Source organism: Pseudomonas sp. TUM25319 (assembly GCF_056388475.1).
Genome location: NZ_CM150751.1, coordinates 5,711,757 through 5,731,487 on the forward strand (window position 1 = coordinate 5,711,757; position 19,731 = coordinate 5,731,487).

Consider the following 19,731-nt stretch of genomic DNA (forward strand, 5'->3'; position numbering starts at 1 on the left):
CCCTGAACGCGGGAGAGAATCACGATGAACACGCTGGCCAAGATGGTGCAAACGCAGTTGCTGGCCGCCATCGACAACGACGACCTGGTCTTGCCGACCTTGCCAGAGGTCGCCCTGAGTATCCGCGAAGCTGCGGAAGACAGCGAAATCAGCGTCAGCACCCTGAGCAAAGTGATCGGCCGTGACGCCGCCCTTGCCGCACGCCTCATCAAGGTGGTCAACAGCCCGCTGCTGCGGGCCATCACTGAAGTCACCGACCTGCAGACCGCCATCACCCGCCTTGGGGTCAACTACAGTTGCAACCTCGCCATCGGCCTGGTGATCGAACAGATCTTTCATGCCCGATCGGAAGTGGTCGAGCAGAAAATGCGGGAAATCTGGGCCAAAAGCCTGGAAGTGGCCGGGATCAGCTATGAGCTTTGCTCGCGCTACACGGAACTCAAGCCCGACCAGGGCGCCCTCGCGGGGCTGGTCCATCAGATCGGCGTGCTGCCGATCCTGACCTACGCCGAGGAGCACAACGAACTGCTGTCGGACCCGGTCTGCCTGAACCATGTGATCGAACAGATCCATCCGGTGCTGGGAGACAAGATTCTCAGTGTCTGGGAGTTTCCGGAGCAACTGGCCGGCCTGCCGGGCGAGGTGCAGAACCTGGACCGCGAGTCGCAGAAAGTGGATTACATCGATATCGTGCAGATCGCCCGCGTGCTCTGCGATACCAGCGGACGGGAGCGGCCGCTGGCGGCACTGCCGGCCTTCCGCCACCTGAACGTGCCGACGGGAAGCCCGGTGCTGGCCGAAGAACTGCTGGATGCACGGCGGATGTTCAGGTGAATCCCGGGGGCGGCCAAGCCGCCCAGTCTTGGGTCATTGCACCGGATTGAAACTGACCCGGACCTTCAGCCCGCCACCTTCGCCATCGTGCAGGCTGATGGCTGCCAGATGCGCCCGACAGATCTCGCCCACGATCGCCAGCCCCAGCCCGGTGCCTTGCGCCCCGCGCCGGTAGAAGCGTTCGAACACCTTCTCACGCTCTTGCGGCGGAATGCCCGGCCCGTCGTCCTCGACTTCCAGTTCCCCTGGCGCATTCACCCGCAAAATCACGTTGCCGCCCTTGGGCGTATGGGCCAGCGCGTTGTCCACCAGATTGCTGAGCAATTCGTTGAGCAGCGTCGGCTCGCCCTTGACCCATACCGGCGCCTCGGCCTCGAGCGCCAGGGAGACGCCACGGGCATGGGCCAGCGGCGCCATCGCCATGCCCAGTTCCCGCGCCAGCTGGCTGAGGTCGAGCAATTGCGCACCGCCCTCGGCGATGGCCCGGGCACCGTTCTCGACCCTGGCCATGGACAGCAACTGGTTGGCCAGATGCGTCAGCTTGTCGGTGCTCTGCGCCGTGGCTTCCAGGGTTTCACGCCAGACCTGCGGCTCCTTCGCCCGCAGGCCCAGCTCCACCCGCGCCTTGAGCGCCGCCAGCGGCGTGCGCAGTTCGTGGGCGGCGTCGGCGATGAACTGCGCCTGACGCTCGAACTGACCGCGCAAACGTTCCGTGAAGTGGTTCAACGCCCCGACCAGAGGCGTCAGCTCGCGCTGCACCTCCACGGAAGGCAAGGGCCGCAAGTCGTCGGGCTGGCGCTCTTCCACCGCGCCGCGCAGGCGCTCGAGCGGACGCAACGCGGCACTGACGGCGAACCACACCAGCAGCAGCGCCCCCAGCGCCAGCATGCCCAGACGCAACAGGGTGTCGGCCATCAGGCTGCGCGCCATGCGCACCCGCGCCTCTTCGGTCTCGGCAACGCGAATTTCGGCCATGCCGTTCATGTTCGGCTCGCTGACCGCCTTGAGCAGGCTCACCACCCGTACGTCCTGGCCCAGGTAACGGGCGTCGTAGAACCGGGCGAGCGCCGGGTAGTCATCAGTGCGCGGCGTCCCCGGCGGCGGCGGTGGCAGGTTCTCGTAGCCTGAGATCAGCCGACGGTGAATGTCGTTGACCTGGTAATAGATACGTCCGGCACTGTCGTAGGCGAAGGTGTCCAGGGCCACGTAGGGTACATCCGCGCTCAGGGTGCCATCGCGCTGGGACAGGCCGGCGGCAATAGTCCGCGCCGAAGCCAGGAGCGTGCGGTCGTAGGCGGTGTCGGCGGCTTCGCGACCGTTCCAGTAGGCACTCAGGCCGCTGGCGATCATCAGCACCACCAGCAGCAGCGCCAGGTTCCATAACAGTCGCCCACGCAGGCTGCCGGCGTCACGCATCACGATGCTCGAGCAGGTAGCCCAGGCCGCGGAACGTGACGATGGCCACGGCATGACCATCGAGTTTCTTGCGCAGACGGTGGACGTAGATCTCGATAGCGTCGGGGCTGGCCTCTTCGTCCAGGCCGAACACCTGGGAAGCCAGTTGCTCCTTGCTCATCACCCGGCCGGGACGGGCGATCAGGGCCTCGAGCACCGCCTGCTCCCGAGACGTCAGCGTCAGCAGCTCATCGCCGAGGGTGAAACGCCGGGTGTCGAGATCGTAGACCAGCGGGCCGCAGCGCTGCTGGCGCTCGCCGCCGAGCACGCTGCGTCGCAGCAGGGCCTTGACCCGGGCTTCCAGCTCGGTGAGTTCGAAGGGCTTGGCCAGGTAGTCGTCGGCACCGAGGTTGAGGCCATGGACCCGGTCCTTGACGTCGCTGCGGGCCGTCAGCATCAGTACCGGCAGGTTCTTGCCCCGTGCCCGCAGGCGCGCCAGCACCTCGAAACCGTCCATGCGCGGCAGCCCCACGTCCAGCACCGCCACGGCGTAGTCTTCACTGGCCAGGGCGAGGTCGGCGGCCACGCCGTCATGCAGCACGTCCACCGTAAGACCCGTGCTTTTCAGGGCCTGGGCCACGCTTTCGGCCAACTGCAGATGGTCTTCGACGAGCAGCACTCGCATCGGTTTCTCCCGGTCGCATCGCGTTCAGTGGCGCGGAGTTTACAGAGGAAGCGCCCCCTGTGAAGCCGCGCGGCGAATGAAAGTGAATTGAAAGGTTAGCGAAAGGTTGAGCCCCTAGCATCCGTTCACGGCCCTTTCCGGGAGCCGTAGAAACGAACCGAAGCGTTCGATCCGATAAGAACAATAAACGGGGTTACTCCACAGATGCTGCCAGCCCAGCCGCAGGCGTACGCGCCTATCCGTCGTACTTTCTCCCGCCCGACCTCTCTGGCCAGCGCCATCGCCCTTTGCAGCGTTGCACCGCTCAGCCAGGCTGACTTCATCAAAGACAGCAGCGCCACCTTCGAAACCCGCAACATGTACTTCAACCGCGATTTCCGCGACGGCACCAGCGCGCAGCAGTCCAAGCGCGACGAATGGGCCCAGGGCTTCATGCTCAACCTGGAATCCGGCTACACCGAAGGCACCGTGGGCTTTGGCGTCGATGCCCTGGGCATGCTCGGGGTCAAGCTCGACTCCAGCCCGGACCGCACCGGCACCGGCCTGCTGCCGACCCACGACGACGGCCGCGCCGCCGATGAATATTCCAAGCTGGGCCTGACCGGCAAGGTGAAGATCTCCGCCACCGAGCTGAAGATCGGCACCCTGATTCCGGAGCTGCCAACCCTCAAGCCCAACGACGGCCGTATCCTGCCGCAGACCTTCGAGGGCGGCCTGCTGACCTCGAAAGAACTGAAAAACCTGACCTTCACCGGCGGCCGTCTGGAGAAAGCCAAGGACCGCGATGACACCAACAAGGAAGACATCGCGCTGAACAACAAGAACAGTCGCTTCCTCGGCACCGTTGCCGGCAACCACTTCGACCTGGCCGGCCTGGACTACAAGTTCACCGACCGCATCACCGGCAGCTACCACTTCGCCCAGCTCGACGACGTCTACCGCCAGCACTTCGCCGGCCTGGTGGCGACCCAGCCGTTCGGTCCGGGCACCTTCGGCGCCGACCTGCGCCTGGCGATCAGTGACGACCAGGGCCAGGCCCGCGGCGGCAAGATCGACAACACCTCCCTCAACGGCATGCTCAGCTACGGCCTCAATGGCCACAAGTTCAGCGCCGCCTACCAGAGCATGTCCGGCGACAGCGCCTTCCCCTACGTGGATGGCTCCGACCCGTACCTGGTCAACTTCGTCCAGATCAACGACTTCGCCGGGGCCGACGAGCGCTCCTGGCAAGTGCGTTACGACTACGACTTCGCCAAACTCGGCATTCCAGGGCTGAGCTTCATGACCCGTTACGTCAACGGGGACAACGTCAGCCTGGCGAACGGCAGCGAAGGCAAGGAATGGGAACGCAACACCGAGCTCAAGTACGTGGTGCAGAGCGGTGCGTTGAAAAACGTCGCTGTCCGCTTGCGCAACGCCACCTACCGCTCGAACTTCGCCCGCGACGCGGACGAGGTGCGGGTGCTGGTGAGCTACAGCGTTGCCTTGTGGTAATCCGCCTATAACAACTAAAGCTACGGAGACTGACGATGTCTTTTTCACTACGCCAAATCGCAATCGCTACCGGCTGCCTGCTGCTGGCCGGCCAGGTACTCGCTGCCGAACCGAAACGCCCTGAATGCATCGCCCCGGCCTCGCCGGGCGGTGGTTTCGACCTGACCTGCAAGCTGGTGCAAAGCGCCCTGGTCAACGAGAAGATCCTGACCAAGCCGATGCGCGTCACCTATATGCCCGGCGGCGTTGGCGCCGTGGCCTACAACGCGGTGGTCGCCCAGCGTCCGGGCGACGCCGGGACGCTGGTAGCCTGGTCCAGCGGCTCGCTGCTGAACCTGGCCCAGGGCAAGTTCGGCCGCTTCGACGAAAACGCCGTGCGCTGGCTGGCGGCGGTGGGCACCAGCTACGGTGCCATCGCAGTGAAAAACGACTCGCCCTACAAGACCCTCGACGACCTGGTCGCGGCCTTGAAGAAAGACCCGAGCAAAGTGGTGATCGGCTCCGGCGGCACCGTCGGCAGCCAGGACTGGATGCAGACCGCACTGATCGCCAAGGCCGCCGGCATCAACCCGCGCGACCTGCGCTACGTCGCCCTGGAAGGCGGCGGCGAGATCGCCACCGCGCTGCTGGGTGGCCACATCCAGGTGGGCAGTACCGACATCTCCGACTCCATGCCGCATATCCAGAGCGGCGACATGCGCCTGCTGGCGGTGTTCTCCGAGCAGCGCCTGGACGAGCCGGAAATGAAGAACATCCCCACCGCCAAGGAACAGGGCTACGACATCGTCTGGCCGGTGGTGCGCGGCTTCTACGTCGGGCCGAAGGTGAGCGACGAAGACTACGCCTGGTGGAAGGCCTCCTTCGACAAGCTGCTGGCCTCCGAGGAGTTCGCCAAGCTGCGTGACCAGCGCGAGCTGTTCCCGTTCGCCATGACCGGCGACGAGCTGGACACCTACGTCAAGAAACAGGTCGCCGACTACAAGGCACTGGCCCGGGAATTCGGGTTGATCCAGTAACCGCCATCGCTGGCAAGCCAGCTCCCACAGGCTGTGTGGGAGCTGGCTTGCCAGCGATGAGGCCCTCACTGAAATCACCCTTCCCAAGAGGATTTCCTGATGATCCTGCAACGCCTCTTCGCCCTGACCCTGCTGGCGGTCTGTGCCGCCCTGGCCGTGATGGCATGGCCCTACCAGGCCGCCTTTTCCTACGAACCGGTCGGCCCCCGCGCCTACCCGCTGTTGATGCTGGGCCTGCTGAGCCTGGCCCTGCTCTATCTGGCCCTGCGTCCCACGCCCATCGTGCGCGGTGAGGACGAGCCCGAACTGGACCGCGAAACCCTGAACAAGATCGGCGTCTGCGTCGGCTTGCTGCTGGTGTTCGCCGCCACTTTCGAAACCCTCGGTTTCATCGTCAGCAGCATCCTCATCGGCGTGCCGATGGCGCGGCTGTACGGCGGTCGCTGGCTGCACAGCGCGGTCATCGTCGGCTTCATGAGCATCGCCCTGTACGTGCTGTTCGACCGGGTGATGGACGTTCCACTGCCCCTTGGCCTGCTCGACGTTCTGGAGAATTGACATGGATACCTTGAGTTATCTGGGCCAGGGCTTCGGCGTGGCCCTCAGCCCGTACAACCTGGTCACCGCCCTCACCGGCACGCTGATCGGCACCGTGGTCGGCCTGCTGCCGGGCCTCGGCCCAATCAACGGCGTGGCCCTGCTGATCCCCATCGCCTTCGCCCTCGGACTGCCACCAGAGTCGGCGCTGATCCTGCTGGCGGCGGTCTACCTGGGCTGCGAATACGGCGGGCGGATCAGCTCGATCCTGCTGAACATCCCTGGCGAAGCCTCCACCGTGATGACCACCCTCGACGGCTACCCGATGGCCCGCCAGGGCCTGGCCGGCGTCGCTCTGTCGCTGTCGGCCTGGAGTTCGTTCATCGGTGCCTTCATCGCCACCTGCGGCATGGTGCTGTTTGCCCCGCTGCTGGCGAAATGGGCGATTGCCTTCGGGCCGGCCGAGTATTTCGTGTTGATGGTGTTCGCCATCGTCGCGCTCGGCGGCATGGCCGGCGACAAGCCGCTGAAGACCTTCATCGCTGCACTGATCGGTCTGTTCCTGTCGGCCGTCGGCATCGACGCCAACAGCGGTGTGTACCGTTTCACCGGTGACAGCGTGCATCTGGCCGACGGCATCCAGTTCGTCGTGCTGGTATTGGGCCTGTTCTCCATCAGCGAAATCCTCCTGCTGCTGGAAAAGACCCACCACGGTCACGTCGCGGTGAAAGCCACCGGACGCATGCTGTTCAACATCAAGGAAGCGGCCTCGGTGTTCGTGGTCAACATCCGTTGCGGCCTGCTCGGCTTCTTCATGGGCGTGCTGCCGGGTGCCGGCGCAACCCTGGCCAGCGCCGTGGCCTACATGACCGAAAAACGCCTCGCCGGTACCAGCGGCAAGTTCGGCAAGGGTGACGCCCGCGGCCTCGCCGCACCGGAAACCGCCATCGGCGCGTCCTGCTGCGGCGCCCTGGTGCCGATGCTGACCCTCGGCGTACCGGGCTCGGGCACCACCGCGGTGATGATCGGCGCCCTGACGCTGTACAACATCACCCCTGGCCCGATGCTGTTCGAACAGCAGCCGGACATCGTCTGGGGCCTGATCGCTTCGCTGTTCATCGCCAACATCATGCTGGTGATCCTGAACATCCCGATGATCCGCATCTTCACCCGCATCCTCGCCGTGCCGAACTGGGCGCTGGTGCCGGTGATCGCGATCATCACCGCGATCGGCGTCTACGCCGTGCATGCCACCACCTTCGACCTGTTCCTGATGGTCGGCATCGGCATCATGGGCTACATCCTGCGCAAGCTGGACTTCCCGCTGTCGCCGATCCTGCTGGGCTTCATCCTCGGCGGCCTGATGGAACAGAACCTGCGCCGCGCGCTGTCGATCTCCAACGGTGCGCTGGACATTCTCTGGTCGAGCCCGATCAGTGTCGCGGTGTGGACCCTGACCGTGCTGATGCTGACCCTGCCGCTGATCCGCATCTGGCGTCGCCGGGCCCTGCAGCGTCGCGCCCTGGCCGATGTCTGAGTCGTCGTTCAGACAATGGTGGGCAACCCCGCTGGTCGGCCTGGCCGGCGGGTTCGCGGCCAGCGCCGTCGGCTGGCCGTTGCCGTTCATGGTCGGTTCATTGCTGGCGATCATCCTGGTGCGCTGCCTGACGCCCTGGCAACTGGCGGAAATCCCCGGCGGGCGCAAGTGCGGGCAATGGATCGTCGGCATCGGCATCGGCCTGCACTTCACACCCCATGTGGCCGAGCAGGTCGCCAGCCATTTCGGCCTGATCTTCTTCGGCGCGCTGATCACCAGCTTTTCCAGTGTGGTCGGCGTCTGGCTGTTGCGGCGTACCGGTGAAGACCGCGCCACCGCATTCTTCTCCAGCATGCCGGGCGGTTCCGGCGAAATGGTCAACCTCGGCGCACGCAACGGCGCCAACCTCAGTCGCGTGGCGGCCGGGCAGAGTCTGCGGGTGCTGGTGGTGGTGCTGTGCGTGCCGGCAGCGTTCAAGTACCTGCTCGGTGACGGCGTACCGATTTCCCATGCGGGTGCGGTGAACTGGGGCTGGCTGGCGGTGCTGTTCCCGGTCGGTGCGCTGGTGGCGTGGCTCTGGCAACGCCTCAGGCAGCCCAATCCCTGGCTGTTCGGCCCGCTGCTGGTGGCGGGTGTCGCCAGCATCGGCTGGAACCTGCACCTGGGCATGCCCGATGGCGCCAGCCAGATCGGTCAATGGCTGATCGGCGCGGGCCTGGGCTGCCACTTCAACCGCGCCTTCTTCCGCCGTGCGCCGTCATTCCTGGCCCGCACCCTGGCGGCGACGGTGCTGACCATGGTGATCGCCGCCGTGGCCGCACTGGCGCTGAGCGCTGCCACTCACCTGGACCTGCGCTCCCTGACCCTGGGCATGATGCCCGGCGGTATCGCCGAAATGAGCCTGACCGCAGAAACCCTGCAACTGTCGGTACCGCTGGTAACGGCATTGCAGATGATGCGGCTGCTGTTCGTGCTGTTTCTGGCCGAGCCGTTGTTCCGGCACTGGAACCCGGACGCGGAACGCCCTTCCTCCGAGCCATGAAAAAAGCCCGGGCAATGCCCGGGCCAGGTCCCCGCCCCTGAAACGCTTACCAGAAGTAGCGCAGCCCGACGTTCATGCTGTAAGGCATCTCGATGCTTTCGCCATGGCTGTACTCGAAGTCGGCGTGAACCTGGAAGTCCTTCGACAGCGACAACGCGACACCCGCGCCCAGCTCGCCACGAGAGCCGGAGAGGTCGTTGTTGAAGCTGTTGTCGTTCACCTGGACTTCGTTGTTCTTGACGAACTCGTGGGCCAGCGCAGCCTTCAGGTACGGCTGGATGATGCGACCCTCGCCGAGATCGAAGGTCTTGCCGACCGTGGTGCCGACCTTGCCCAGCAGCGAGCGGGTGGCATCGCCTTCGGCGCGCATCCCGTTATCGAGGCTGTAGTCCTTGGACTGGATCACGGTGCCGGCGATCTGCACATAGGGCTCGACGAAGAACCCGTCGTTCAGTTTGATGTGCCGCCCCACTTCCACCGAGCCGCCGATACCATGGTTGTTGTAGTCGCCCTTGGCCCGCTCGCCGTCGCTCAGGCCGACCTTGGCGGTGGTCTGGTAGCGGTTGTACTTGATCACGGTGTCAACGTAGTAACCGGTCTTGGCATCCAGCCAGGTGGCATAGCCACCGAGGTAGTAGCTGTCGATGGTACCGGAGCTGCCGTAGTTCAGGTTCAGGTCGGATTTGCTGTAGCCGGCCAGCGCACCGATCAGCCACTGACCATCGCCGTAGGGCAGCGGCGCGTCGGCGCCGAACGACATGCCTTGCTGGTTCTGGGTGTAGCCCACGCCGGAGGCCGCGTCGGCGACGTTGTGCTGGCTGCCGTGGGCCCGCATCCAGACGCCGCTGCTGCGGCCTTCGCTGTAGCGCAGTTCGCCCATGCGGGTACGCAGGGTGGTGAGCTCGCCGTAGAACACGGTCGGGGCAACACCGAACAGCGCCATCACCGTCTTGGTGCCGGGGCTGATGGTGCGGGTTTCCGGATCGAGGAACCAGTCGTCGCCTTCTTTCTTCAGGCCATAGGAATAGGCGCCCTGATCCACCGAACCGCCCACCAGGCTGAACAACGCGTCACCGCCGCCGGTGTGCACCACCTGTAACGGGACGCCGGCCGCCGGGTCGGTACCGCTGGCGCTGATCAGCAGCTCATGGTTGCCGGTGGCCTCGCCGGTGATGTTTAGGAAGTCGGTTTCGTTGGTGGCAAAGTTCGACCCCATGACGAAGGTGCCGTTGCCCGACAGCGTCTCGAGGTTGAGGGTGTAGAACGAGTCGGTATCACCCAGGGTCACGCGGCCACCGTTCATGCTGAGGTTGGTCACGCTGCTGTCGCCGGTCATCATCCAGTGCGAGGTGCTGTCGATGCTCGCGTCCTGGACGTTTTCCAGGCGCCCGGTGAAGAGCGAGCTGTTGTTCAGCGCAAGCGATGCGGTACCGCCCTGGGCAACGATCAGGTCGCCGGTCATCCGGCCGTTGTCGAAGGTAAAGTCACCGGTGCTGGTGTCCGAGACGTTGAGGTTGCCGGTGAGGTCGCTTTGCGAGACACGCACATTGGCCGTCGAGCCACTCAGCACGTCGATGAGGGTGCCGTTGCCGCCGGTGAGGGTGGTGCCGTTGAGGATGTCGATATCGGAGACACCGCCGTTGATCAGCTCAATGGCCGAGCCCGTCTGGCCAGTGACCTGTGTGCCATCCAGGACCAGATCGCCGCTGTTCGCCCCGCGACGAATGCTGATGCCCTTGTCCCCGCCGGTGATGCTGCCGCCCTGGGCGTGAATGGTACCGGAGAACGAAATCAGCCCCACGCTATTGGCGGCTGTTCCGGTCAGTGTGGAGTTGACCATGATCAGCGTACTTTCGCTCGTCACGGATGCTCCGGCGGGGCTACCGCTAATACTGCTGTCGGTGACCCGTCCCACGGCGCCTTCACCCGTGCTGAGGGTAGTAAGCGCCAGGCCTCGGTTGTTGATGCCAGTGATTTGGGATCCCGACAGGTTTAGCGTGGAACCGGCAATATTGACCGTCGCGACGCCGGGGGCCGAACTCACCACAGAACCACCCGTGAAGTTTACGGTAGAACCGTTCCTGGCATTAATAGTATCAGTAGTGGCACCCTGTGCATTCAATACCGCGGCATTGGTCAACTCATAACTATCGACCGGGGTCGTCGAATCAATGTCCAGAGTCACACCGTCAAGTAACGCTGCAGCAACTGGGTGACTGTGCAGGAAAAGAGGGACCAATAAAGCCCAGGGCGCAACACGAAGGATACGCTGCCCGTTCATTCCAATCTGAGTAGCCATAAAATAATCACCTACGTTGGTTATCTTGAAGTCTCAGCAACCACAGAAAAACTCTCCGAGAACCTGATTTTTTGGAAAACGTAGACTAGTGAACGTCCTACAGATCGTATGTAGGAATATTCCACAGCACCGATAAGAAAAATCATCTGGCTATCTAGACAAGCAACACGTGTGAAGTAGCCCGGAACCGAAGTTCCGGGCTTTTATCGCGCTCGGGCCACTCAGGCCGGATCGTCGTCCGGACATACCGGACGGCCAGTTCCCGGTCTGTGACGGCTGTAGCGCACGAACGACTGGTCTGAACTTCCGTGCACATCGCCTCGCTGCAATGTCCACTCGACAACAATGCAACCCTCGGTGAGGTCAGAGATATGTGGGCCCCACCACACTTTGATCACCGCAGCGCCCGCTGCCGCTTCAATCGCCGTAACCTCGTGCGGGAATTTCATGCGGGTGGATTCGAGTGGATCGGTTGGCACGGTCGGGTGGGTCGGTGGCACCACGGTAGGGTCAAGCACCCAGTTCAGTTCGACCAGATCACCTGCCTCGAAGTCGGGATAGGCCAGCCTGACATTGACACCGTTGAGCCACGGTTCATTGACGCAGTTGATGATGTTGAGGTTCACGTTGCGGTCAGGGAACACCGCAACGGGCAAGGCCTCCAGGTTATGCACCGTCACCAGGACTGGCGTGTCCGGCGATTGCTGGACGTTTTCCGGCTTGCCGTCCGGGAAGATGCGATAGAACGCATTAATGGTCCCGTTGCCCACGGTCTGGATGAGGTCCCAGGGCACATCCACCGTAATCTCACCCTTATCGATATCGGCCTGGACAAGACTTCTGGCCCCGAGGGAGTTGGCGAGACCGCCATAGAAGGTTTCGATCATCTCCCCGACATTCACCGGTGTGTAGAGCGGCACCGTGATGGTGGCATCCTGGTTTTTGTCGGCCGGCGCGATGATGTTGTCCACGCCCGTGAAACTGACCAGCACCAGTGGATCGAGCTTCGGATTGACGATTTCATCCGGCACGTCCGGATCTGGTCCTACCCTTTCCAGATCCACCGTTACAGTCACTGACGGTGAGTCATATTCTCTTCCGTTGCGGCGGACCTGATATAACACCGTGGCGGTGTAGGTTTCACCGGGGACTTTGATGATGCTCAGCGGCACCTTGACCGCCGGCGTGGGATAGAGGATGACGTCCGTGTCCACGCCCTCCCATTTCACCGCGACATAGTCACCGCTCGTGTGAGAGTCAAAATCATGCTGCACAATCACACCATCACGAGCATCCCCCAGGGTGATATCCGGACCTTGCGGGATGATCGGCGCTCTGAGTACCGGCGCAGCGGATTTGGCGAAATAAACCAAGGTATCCAGCGACTTGACCGTGCGATTGCCCGCACGATCGTAAAGGTAATAGTCCAGTCTAAGCGTGCCTTCCGGTAACCGGGCGAAGTCAGCGGCGGGGATGGTGACCTGATTGTCGGCGGGCGCATCCTGCTCGGTGATGAACGGCAGGGAATTGATATAGAAGCTGAACGTGTCTCCGATCCGCGGATCTTGCCAGGCAGGCAAGGTGAACGTGACGCCGCCGTTCTGGTCCAGGTATTCCTGGGTGATCTCACCGTTTGGCAGGTCTTCGGGCAATAGCGGCCTGTTCGGCTGTAGGTGCAGGTTGGGCGCGAGGATATCGACGAAGAAGGGCAGGTCTGGGCCTGGCAGTGGATTACCGGTGTCGTGGCCTTGTACCTCCCATTTGACCTTATGCTGACCGTGATCGAGCCGCAAATCCCCGAGCGCTAGCGTTACATTTTCGGGATCGAAGCCAGGCCGGACGGTAAGTTGCGGGAGTGTCGGAAAAAGATTGTCGTCCAACGCAAAATAAATGTCGTAGCCCGGTTCATCCATCGGCTCCCAGGGCGAGAGCGTGAAGGTAATTCCGGTGGGCAGCTCGCTTAGGGGGAGCAGATTGTCCTGCCCATCGCCAACGTCGGGCAATGTATTGACCGGTACCAGCGGATCCTGCTGGCTCACCTCCGACAAGGGGACGCCCTGCATGAGTGCCCGGCTGGCGTTCATGCGCTCCTTGATCCTGTCAGTGCTCTCTTGCAGGCTACGCAGTGCGAGCATTTTTTTCATGTCCGGGGACAGTTTCTCGATATCGTTCATGATCGAGACTCCTTGTTTCCAATATTGATGTTTGGCCTTCTTCTGGCCGAAGACCGTCCCGGGAAAAAATTCATCCCGTCGTGTTACTTGCGAATCTACAACCCAGATTTTTTAAAGCGGGCCATCTCTCGAAAGCACGATGAATGGCCGGATGTGCTGGTCAGTTATTGTCGGAACAGGTCATCGATACTATTCATCCCTATCGCTCCTTGAATAATCCGGGTGACGTTATTGCTGATCCCGATGCGGTGAACTGTTGTGTTCAGTAAATTCCAATTTTCAGGAATGCGCACCTGACAAAAATATCAGGTACCGTCATTTTTTCGATCCGTTCGTCCCGTCGCAGGGCTTCGTATTGCCGGGAACTACCAGGGAAATCCGCACGACCTTGAGCGGCGCGATACCGGGGGTGCCGTCCAGTTTGGTCAGGCGATAGCCGACATTGGCCGAACCGTCTGCCATCTGCAGTGGCAGCACCAGTTCGGTGAAACGGTCCATCACCAGGATCACGCCGTCCACGGCTTCGGCGGCGGTCAGTGTGTGGGGCGCAAAGAACACGGTTTCGGTGATGGGGTCTTCCCCCGTGGTTGCCCTGCACAATTGCCAGCTCATCTCGATCAGGTCACCGGCCTGCAGCAACGCGGCATTGCCCGGAATTTTCACGCGGATGCCGTTCCAGGGCTCGTTCTCGCAATTGATCCAGTTCCACAGCGACGCATCCGGCAATGAAGGCGGCTCGAGGCCTTCCACCGGACGTACCGCCACGCGCACCAGCGTGTTCCCGGAGCGCTGACGATTGACGCCGTTGGAGACCCAATAAAAGACCGGCAACTGCGGATTGTTGCCCACGGAATCGATGATGTCCCAGGGCACTTCGAACCAGACCTGCTGACCCGGCAGATCGGTGGCTTGCACGCGATAAGTCGCCGCGACCTGGGGATGATCGCCCCAGTGCAGCTCGAGCACTTCGCCGGCACGAGGATTGCCATAGAGTTCGAGCGCTACCCGCGCATCATTGCCCATGTCGGGACCGATCAGCACGTTGTCGCCTGTCAGCCCCTTGACCACCAGCAGATCGAGGTTCGGGTTGATCGGATCCGGCCCTACCGGATCCGGCCCGGCGACCGTGAGATCGACGGTAAAGGAGGTCAGCGGTGAGTCCTTGCCGGATCCTGTGCCGCGCTGCCAACGGTACTGCACATTACCCGGCACCGGTGCAGCGAAGCCGTCCGCCGAGAGGATGGCCCACGCCACCGGCACGGTTTGCGGCCAGGTCGGCGCGGGCGGCAGGGTGATCGTCGGCAACTGCCTGCCGTTCCACCAGGTCTGCAAGGTGTCCCCGCCCGCCGCATCGATGATCGGGCCTATTTCAACCACCACGCCCGTCCGGGCATCACCCAGGTCGATCAGCTTGTCGACGGTAGCCAGAGGCACCACCGGCGCCGGGAACTCATCGGGCACCGCCGGCAGGTCGATGACATCGATGGGCACGATGCGCGAAGGCGGGTTGCGGTTGCCTGCGCGATCGGACAACACGTAATAGCCGTTCAGCTCGCCATTGCCCTTTTCACGCAAGGTGTCGCCCGAATAGGCGAACGCGATGGGCGTACCCGGCGCGGCATGAGGCTCGGTGATGACCAGCGAACCCACCGGCTCGGTGTCGAACGGCGTTCCCCAGTAGAAATACACCGTATCGCCGACCTCCAGATCAGACCAGCGAGGCACCTCCACCGCCAACTGATCGCCATTGCGCGCCAGCCACGCTTCGGTCACGCCGTCGCGAATCACCTCATCCGGAAAGATCAGCGCCTCGCCGGGGTTGTTGCTATTGGGCGCACGGTGGTCGATCTCGATGCGGATCGGGTCGGAATCGACGGAGTTGCCCGAGTCAGTGTGCAATTGATAATGCAACGACACGTAACGGGGAATGTTGAACTGTTCCTCGGGCACGCTGAAGAACAACGGGAAGTCGGCGTCTGCATCGAAGGGCGGCTCAAGACGGAGCGTGTCAACCACCTGATTCTCATTGAGGATCAGTTGCACATCGACCCAAAAGGTGGAGCCGTTTTCTTCCTCGTAGCCACCCCAGGCCTCGGCGATTTCCACACGCAGGGGCTGCCCCTGGAACTCGACCGGTACCAGCCAGGCATCGTCACCCGGAAGTGGCGCCAAGGCATCGGGAACGGTCGGGGCAGGGAAGGAAAGCGTCTGCGCGCAGCTTTCACAACAGGTTTTTCCGGACATGAGCGTATTCTCCCAAGTTCACCTGCGGCCCTTGTAATCAGGCTCAAGGGCGCAGGAATGAAACGACTTGGGTTATTTAATACTCATGACTGGTAGCGCGAAACTGACAAAAATATCAGGTACCGCACGATTTACAGCGCAGGAATCTGCCAGTCGATGGGGGTCAATCCTCGCTCCTCGAGGAACTTGTTGGTGCGACCGAAATGCCCGCAACCGAGGAAGCCACGGTACGCGGACAGCGGCGAGGGGTGCACCGACTTGAGAATCAGGTGACGAGTGCCATCGATCAGCTTGCTCTTGCTCTGGGCGTGGGAGCCCCACAACAGGAACACCACGTCGGAGCGCTGCTCGCTGACCACCTGGATGATGCGGTCGGTAAAGAACTGCCAGCCCTTGTTGGCGTGCGAAGCCGCGTTGGCCCGCTCGACCGTCATGGTGGTGTTGAGCAGCAGCACGCCCTGGTCGGCCCAGTGTTGCAGGTAGCCGTGGCGGGGAATCTCGATATTGAGGTCGCGGTGCAACTCCTTGTAGATGTTGACCAGCGAAGGCGGCGTCGCCACACCGGGCTGCACCGAGAAGCACAGGCCATGGGCCTGGCCCGGGCCGTGGTACGGATCCTGGCCGAGGATCACCACTTTCACCTGCTCCAGCGGCGTGGAGTTCAGGGCATTGAAGATCAGCGGGCCGGGCGGGTAGATCTCCTTGCCGGCGGCTTTTTCCTGACGCAGGAACTCGCGCAGGTCATGCATGTAGGGCTGGTCGAATTCAGCGCGCAGCGCTTCCTTCCAGCTGGGTTCGAGCTTGATACGGTCGTCGTCGGTCATGGGGTTATCCGTTGCACAGTGGGGCGGACACTAGGAAAGCTGCCCCCGCTTGTCAATCGGCGCGACCGGCGGGCGGCACGATCGGCGCCAGCGACCATACTTGTCGGTTCAACCCGTGCGAGGTCGCCCATGGCTGTGCAGTTCGAAGTTCTCACCGGTGTCGATGGCGCGCGCCTCGGCATCGCCACGCTCGATGCTCCTTCGAGCCTCAATGCGTTGTCGCTGCCGATGATCGAGCAGTTGAGCCTGCACCTGCACGCCTGGGCCCAGGATCCGGCGATCGTCTGCGTGCTCCTGCGCGGCAACGGTGCCAAGGCGTTCTGCGCCGGTGGCGACGTGCGCAGCCTGGTCGAGGCTTGCCGCGCCCATCCCGGCGAGGTGCCGCCGCTGGCGGCCAGCTTCTTCGCCGCCGAGTACCGGCTCGACCACGCGCTGCATCACTATCCCAAGCCCTTGCTGTGCTGGGGCCACGGCCATGTGCTCGGTGGCGGCATGGGCCTGCTACAGGGCGCCGGGGTGCGGATCGTCACCCCGTCCAGTCGCCTGGCGATGCCGGAGATCAGCATCGGCCTGTATCCGGATGTCGGTGCCAGTTGGTTCCTTGCCCGCCTTCCCGGGCGGCTTGGCCTGTTCCTCGGCCTCACCGGCGCACCGATCAATGCCCGCGATGCCCTCGACCTGGGCCTGGCCGATCGCTTCATGGGCGAGGCCCAGCAGGACGAACTGATCGACGGTCTGTTGCAACTGAACTGGCAGGAACAGACCGCCATGCAACTCAACAGCCTGCTCAAGGCGCTGGAACTGGAAGCCCGCGAAGCCTTGCCAACAGCGCAGTGGTTGCCACGACGGGAAAAGATCGACCAACTGCTGGATGTCAGCGACCCGGCTTGCGCGTGGCGCGCCATCGGCCAGTTGGCGCAGCAGGACGACGACGTGCTGGCCAAGGCGGCGAACACCCTGCTCAAGGGCTGTCCGCTGACGGCACATCTGGTCTGGCAGCAGATTGCCCGGGCACGGTATCTGTCACTGGGTCAGGTGTTGCAGATGGAATACGCCATAAGCCTCAATTGCTGCCGCCATCCGGAATTCAGCGAGGGTGTGCGGGCGCGGCTGCTGGACAAGGACAACCCCCCCCATTGGCACTGGCCGGATGTGGCGCACGTGCCCGACGCGGTGGTCGAAGCGCATTTTCACAAGGCCTGGGAAGGACGACACCCCCTGGCGGATCTGGCTTGAGGCCAGGCGCCAGGGGGTGTCGCGGTTCAGCGGTCAGTGATCGCGGTCACCGTGGCGTCCGTCGCCTCGGCCATCACCACGATTGCCGCGCCAGCCACCACCCCGGTCATCACGGCCGGGGCCACGGCTCCAGTTGCGGTCATTGCGGTCGGGACCACGGCTCCAGCCATGGTCATTGCGGTCAGGCCCCCGGTTCCAGCCGCCATTGGGGCGACCCGGGCCGGGATGCGGCCGGTAGGCCGGGACCGGCGGCGGCTGGTAATACCGTGGCGCCGGTGCGTAGTAACGGGGTCTCTGGGGTACGACGTAATAACCACGGTTGTAGGGATAAGCCGGCCGGTAGTAGCCGGGATAGTCGTAGCGGTCCACGGAATAGACATCGGTCCGATAGTAGCCTCCACCTCCATAAGGGACACAGGCGGTGAGCAACAAACCCAATACGGCAAGCAGTGAAAGTCGGCGATACATGGCGGCCTCCCGGACCGCGGAACTGCCCCGACCCAGCGGCGCTGGCGGGCGTCGATCGGCAAGCGTTCATCGACACTGAATCAGACATCGAAAAGGGCGTGCGGTGCGATTTCGGCAACAATTTGCAACAGGTTGATACCCGCAAAAATCATCCAGTTATTTTTTTGTTACACCTCTAGAATAGGAGCCCTTGGTTGCCGCCCCGGGATTGCCATGCCTCTTCGTTCCGCCCTGTTTTCGCAACGGTCACTCCTGCTGGCATTACTCCTGTTGCTCGGCTGCGGTTTCATCTCGACATCGCTGGTCAGCTACTACGCCTCGCGCAGTTCGATCCGCGACAGCATCGTCAACACCGAGCTGCCACTGACCTCGGACACCGTCTATTCGGAAATCCAGAAAGACCTGATCCGCCCCATCGTGGTGTCCTCGATGATGGCGCAGAACACCTTCCTGCGTGACTGGACCCTGGCCGGCGAGCAGGACCCGGAGCAGATCACCCGCTACCTCGGCGAAGTCACCCGCGAGCAGCGCGCCTACACCGCCTTTTTCGTCTCCGAGGCCAGTGGCATCTATTACCAGGCCAAGGGCATTCTCAAGAAGATCGACCCCGGCACCGAGCGCGACCGCTGGTACCCGCGGGTGAAGCAGATGCAGACCCCCTACGAGATCAACGTCGACCTGGACATGGCCAACCGCGACCGCCTGACCGTGTTCATCAACTACAAGGTGTTCGACTACCAGCGCAATTTCATCGGCGCCGCTGGCGTGGGCCTGACCGTGGATGCGGTGGTCAGGCTGATCGATGCCTACCAGTTGCGCTACCAGCGCTCGGTGTACTTCGTCGACGCCAATAGCCGGATTGTCCTGACCGGCTCGTCCGGCGGACCGGAAGGCGTCCGGGCAGGCACGTCGCTGGCCGACATTCCGGCCCTCGGTGGATTGCTGGCGCGCATGCCGACCCCGGTCAGCGGTAGTCGCGAATACGAGCGCAATGGCCAGAGCCACTTTCTCAACGTGCGCTTCATCCCGGAGCTGAACTGGTACCTGTTCGTCGACAAACCCACCGGTGACAGTCTGGAGAGCGTGAAGCAGTCGCTGTACCTGAACCTGGCGATCTGCGGGATCATTTCGCTGATCGTCCTGGCGATGATCAACGGCATGATCCGCCGCCACCAGGACAGCCTGCAGGAAATGGCCACCCTCGACAGCCTGACCCACCTGCACAACCGCCGCGCCTTCGACCTGCTGGCGGCCCAGGCGCTGGTCGAAGCCGAGCGCGGCCCGGAGCCACTGACCACGCTGCTGATCGACCTCGACCACTTCAAGCAGCTCAACGATACCCACGGGCACCTGGCCGGCGACGAAGTGCTGCGCCAGTTCGCCCGTGTGCTGGAAAGCAGCCTGCGCCAGGCCGACATTCTCTGCCGCTGGGGCGGCGAGGAATTCGTGGTGCTGCTCAAGGACACCGATGCGGACAAGGGCCAGAGCGTGGCCGAGAAGATCCGCCAGCGCACCGAGGAACGCACGTTCATGTTCGGCGAGACCGCCATCGCCCTGACCGCCAGCATCGGCTTGAGCAGCCTGCACGCCAACGATACCCTGCACAGCCTCATCGCCCGCGCCGACCGGGCGCTGTACCGTGCCAAACAGGGCGGACGCAACCGCGTCTGCCGCGAACCTTCGGCGACCGACCATGCCTGACCCGCAACGCTGCCCCGCCTGTGGCGCCAGCAACCAGTGCAGCCTGGCCGACCCGCGCACTGCGGACCGCGCCTGCTGGTGCTACAGCGTGCACATCGATCCCGCCGTGCTCGAAGCGCTGCCGGACGAACTGCGCAACGCCGCCTGCCTGTGTCCGTCCTGCACCCAGGCCGACGCCCGGCTCAAGGCTGCCGAGACGCCGCCAAACGGCTAAACTGCGCGCCCTTTTTCCCGTCCTGTTGCCC

General features: G+C 63.2%; 16 protein-coding genes. 9 read left to right on the forward strand and 7 right to left on the reverse strand.

Annotated features, from left to right (window positions below; all coding sequences use genetic code 11):
* Positions 1-24 precede the first annotated feature (24 nt).
* The gene (locus AC05QJ_RS25760) at positions 25-834 is read left to right on the forward strand and encodes an HDOD domain-containing protein (protein WP_476744056.1); all 810 of its coding nucleotides are present in this window, start codon (positions 25-27) and stop codon (positions 832-834) included.
* A gap of 33 nt (positions 835-867) precedes the next feature.
* On the opposite strand, the gene AC05QJ_RS25765 is transcribed toward AC05QJ_RS25760, so the two are convergent.
* Complete coding sequence (locus AC05QJ_RS25765) at positions 868-2,250, reverse strand: sensor histidine kinase (RefSeq protein ID WP_476744057.1); 1,383 nt, start codon at positions 2,248-2,250, stop codon at positions 868-870.
* Positions 2,243-2,914 (reverse strand): response regulator, encoded by a 672-nt coding sequence (locus tag AC05QJ_RS25770; RefSeq protein WP_476744058.1) that lies wholly within the window; start codon positions 2,912-2,914, stop codon positions 2,243-2,245. The genes AC05QJ_RS25765 and AC05QJ_RS25770 overlap by 8 nt, the downstream gene beginning before the upstream one ends.
* 204 nt (positions 2,915-3,118) lie before the next feature.
* Here AC05QJ_RS25770 and AC05QJ_RS25775 point away from each other — a divergent pair, with 204 nt between their 5' ends.
* The 5 genes from AC05QJ_RS25775 (at position 3,119) to AC05QJ_RS25795 (ending at position 8,540) form a co-directional block, all read left to right on the forward strand.
* Positions 3,119-4,408, forward strand: coding sequence for an OprD family porin (locus tag AC05QJ_RS25775; protein WP_476744059.1), 1,290 nt, complete (start codon positions 3,119-3,121; stop codon positions 4,406-4,408).
* 35 nt (positions 4,409-4,443) lie between these two features.
* Positions 4,444-5,424, forward strand: a complete 981-nt coding sequence (locus AC05QJ_RS25780) for a Bug family tripartite tricarboxylate transporter substrate binding protein (RefSeq protein ID WP_476744060.1) — start codon at positions 4,444-4,446, stop codon at positions 5,422-5,424.
* A 99-nt stretch (positions 5,425-5,523) separates the two neighbouring features.
* A complete protein-coding gene (locus AC05QJ_RS25785) occupies positions 5,524-5,982 on the forward strand; it encodes a tripartite tricarboxylate transporter TctB family protein (protein ID WP_476744061.1) in 459 nt (152 codons plus the stop codon).
* Between the two features lies 1 nt (position 5,983).
* Complete coding sequence (locus tag AC05QJ_RS25790) at positions 5,984-7,498, forward strand: tripartite tricarboxylate transporter permease (protein ID WP_476744062.1); 1,515 nt, start codon at positions 5,984-5,986, stop codon at positions 7,496-7,498.
* Positions 7,491-8,540: an AbrB family transcriptional regulator gene (locus AC05QJ_RS25795; protein WP_476744063.1), complete on the forward strand. Its 1,050-nt coding sequence runs from the start codon at positions 7,491-7,493 to the stop codon at positions 8,538-8,540. Before AC05QJ_RS25790 ends, AC05QJ_RS25795 begins: the two co-directional genes overlap by 8 nt.
* 46 nt (positions 8,541-8,586) lie before the next feature.
* Here the strand turns inward: AC05QJ_RS25795 and AC05QJ_RS25800 are convergent, their stop codons facing one another.
* The 4 genes from AC05QJ_RS25800 to ung all read right to left on the reverse strand — a co-directional run bounded on the left by AC05QJ_RS25800 (position 8,587) and on the right by ung (position 16,081).
* A complete protein-coding gene (locus tag AC05QJ_RS25800; RefSeq protein WP_476744064.1) occupies positions 8,587-10,404 on the reverse strand; it encodes an autotransporter outer membrane beta-barrel domain-containing protein in 1,818 nt (605 codons plus the stop codon).
* A gap of 656 nt (positions 10,405-11,060) precedes the next feature.
* Entirely contained in the window at positions 11,061-13,013 is a 1,953-nt protein-coding gene (locus tag AC05QJ_RS25805) for a hypothetical protein (protein ID WP_476744065.1), read from the reverse strand.
* Positions 13,014-13,328: 315 nt separating this feature from the next.
* On the reverse strand, positions 13,329-15,257 hold the full coding sequence (locus AC05QJ_RS25810) for a hypothetical protein (RefSeq protein ID WP_476744066.1): 1,929 nt from the start codon (positions 15,255-15,257) through the stop codon (positions 13,329-13,331).
* A gap of 131 nt (positions 15,258-15,388) precedes the next feature.
* Entirely contained in the window at positions 15,389-16,081 is a 693-nt protein-coding gene (gene ung, locus AC05QJ_RS25815) for a uracil-DNA glycosylase (RefSeq protein ID WP_476744067.1), read from the reverse strand.
* 129 nt (positions 16,082-16,210) lie between these two features.
* Here ung and AC05QJ_RS25820 point away from each other — a divergent pair, with 129 nt between their 5' ends.
* Positions 16,211-17,317: an enoyl-CoA hydratase/isomerase family protein gene (locus AC05QJ_RS25820; protein ID WP_476744068.1), complete on the forward strand. Its 1,107-nt coding sequence runs from the start codon at positions 16,211-16,213 to the stop codon at positions 17,315-17,317.
* A 33-nt stretch (positions 17,318-17,350) separates the two neighbouring features.
* Here AC05QJ_RS25820 and AC05QJ_RS25825 read toward each other — a convergent pair whose 3' ends face one another.
* Positions 17,351-17,686: a hypothetical protein gene (locus AC05QJ_RS25825; RefSeq protein ID WP_476744069.1), complete on the reverse strand. Its 336-nt coding sequence runs from the start codon at positions 17,684-17,686 to the stop codon at positions 17,351-17,353.
* A 312-nt stretch (positions 17,687-17,998) separates the two neighbouring features.
* Between AC05QJ_RS25825 and AC05QJ_RS25830 the strand changes: the two genes are divergently transcribed.
* Together AC05QJ_RS25830 and AC05QJ_RS25835 are read left to right on the forward strand one after the other, a co-directional pair.
* Entirely contained in the window at positions 17,999-19,486 is a 1,488-nt protein-coding gene (locus AC05QJ_RS25830) for a sensor domain-containing diguanylate cyclase (protein WP_476744070.1), read from the forward strand.
* Positions 19,479-19,700: a cysteine-rich CWC family protein gene (locus AC05QJ_RS25835; RefSeq protein WP_476744071.1), complete on the forward strand. Its 222-nt coding sequence runs from the start codon at positions 19,479-19,481 to the stop codon at positions 19,698-19,700. Before AC05QJ_RS25830 ends, AC05QJ_RS25835 begins: the two co-directional genes overlap by 8 nt.
* Positions 19,701-19,731: the final 31 nt, after the last annotated feature.

Coding starts and splice junctions, on each gene's coding strand:
- AC05QJ_RS25760 (WP_476744056.1), top strand. CDS start 25: ATGAACACGCTGGCCAAGATGGTGCAAACGCAGTTGCTGGCCGCCATC.
- AC05QJ_RS25765 (WP_476744057.1), bottom strand. CDS start 2,250: ATGCGTGACGCCGGCAGCCTGCGTGGGCGACTGTTATGGAACCTGGCG.
- AC05QJ_RS25770 (WP_476744058.1), bottom strand. CDS start 2,914: ATGCGAGTGCTGCTCGTCGAAGACCATCTGCAGTTGGCCGAAAGCGTG.
- AC05QJ_RS25775 (WP_476744059.1), top strand. CDS start 3,119: ATGCTGCCAGCCCAGCCGCAGGCGTACGCGCCTATCCGTCGTACTTTC.
- AC05QJ_RS25780 (WP_476744060.1), top strand. CDS start 4,444: ATGTCTTTTTCACTACGCCAAATCGCAATCGCTACCGGCTGCCTGCTG.
- AC05QJ_RS25785 (WP_476744061.1), top strand. CDS start 5,524: ATGATCCTGCAACGCCTCTTCGCCCTGACCCTGCTGGCGGTCTGTGCC.
- AC05QJ_RS25790 (WP_476744062.1), top strand. CDS start 5,984: ATGGATACCTTGAGTTATCTGGGCCAGGGCTTCGGCGTGGCCCTCAGC.
- AC05QJ_RS25795 (WP_476744063.1), top strand. CDS start 7,491: ATGTCTGAGTCGTCGTTCAGACAATGGTGGGCAACCCCGCTGGTCGGC.
- AC05QJ_RS25805 (WP_476744065.1), bottom strand. CDS start 13,013: ATGAACGATATCGAGAAACTGTCCCCGGACATGAAAAAAATGCTCGCA.
- AC05QJ_RS25810 (WP_476744066.1), bottom strand. CDS start 15,257: ATGTCCGGAAAAACCTGTTGTGAAAGCTGCGCGCAGACGCTTTCCTTC.
- ung (WP_476744067.1), bottom strand. CDS start 16,081: ATGACCGACGACGACCGTATCAAGCTCGAACCCAGCTGGAAGGAAGCG.
- AC05QJ_RS25820 (WP_476744068.1), top strand. CDS start 16,211: ATGGCTGTGCAGTTCGAAGTTCTCACCGGTGTCGATGGCGCGCGCCTC.
- AC05QJ_RS25830 (WP_476744070.1), top strand. CDS start 17,999: ATGCCTCTTCGTTCCGCCCTGTTTTCGCAACGGTCACTCCTGCTGGCA.
- AC05QJ_RS25835 (WP_476744071.1), top strand. CDS start 19,479: ATGCCTGACCCGCAACGCTGCCCCGCCTGTGGCGCCAGCAACCAGTGC.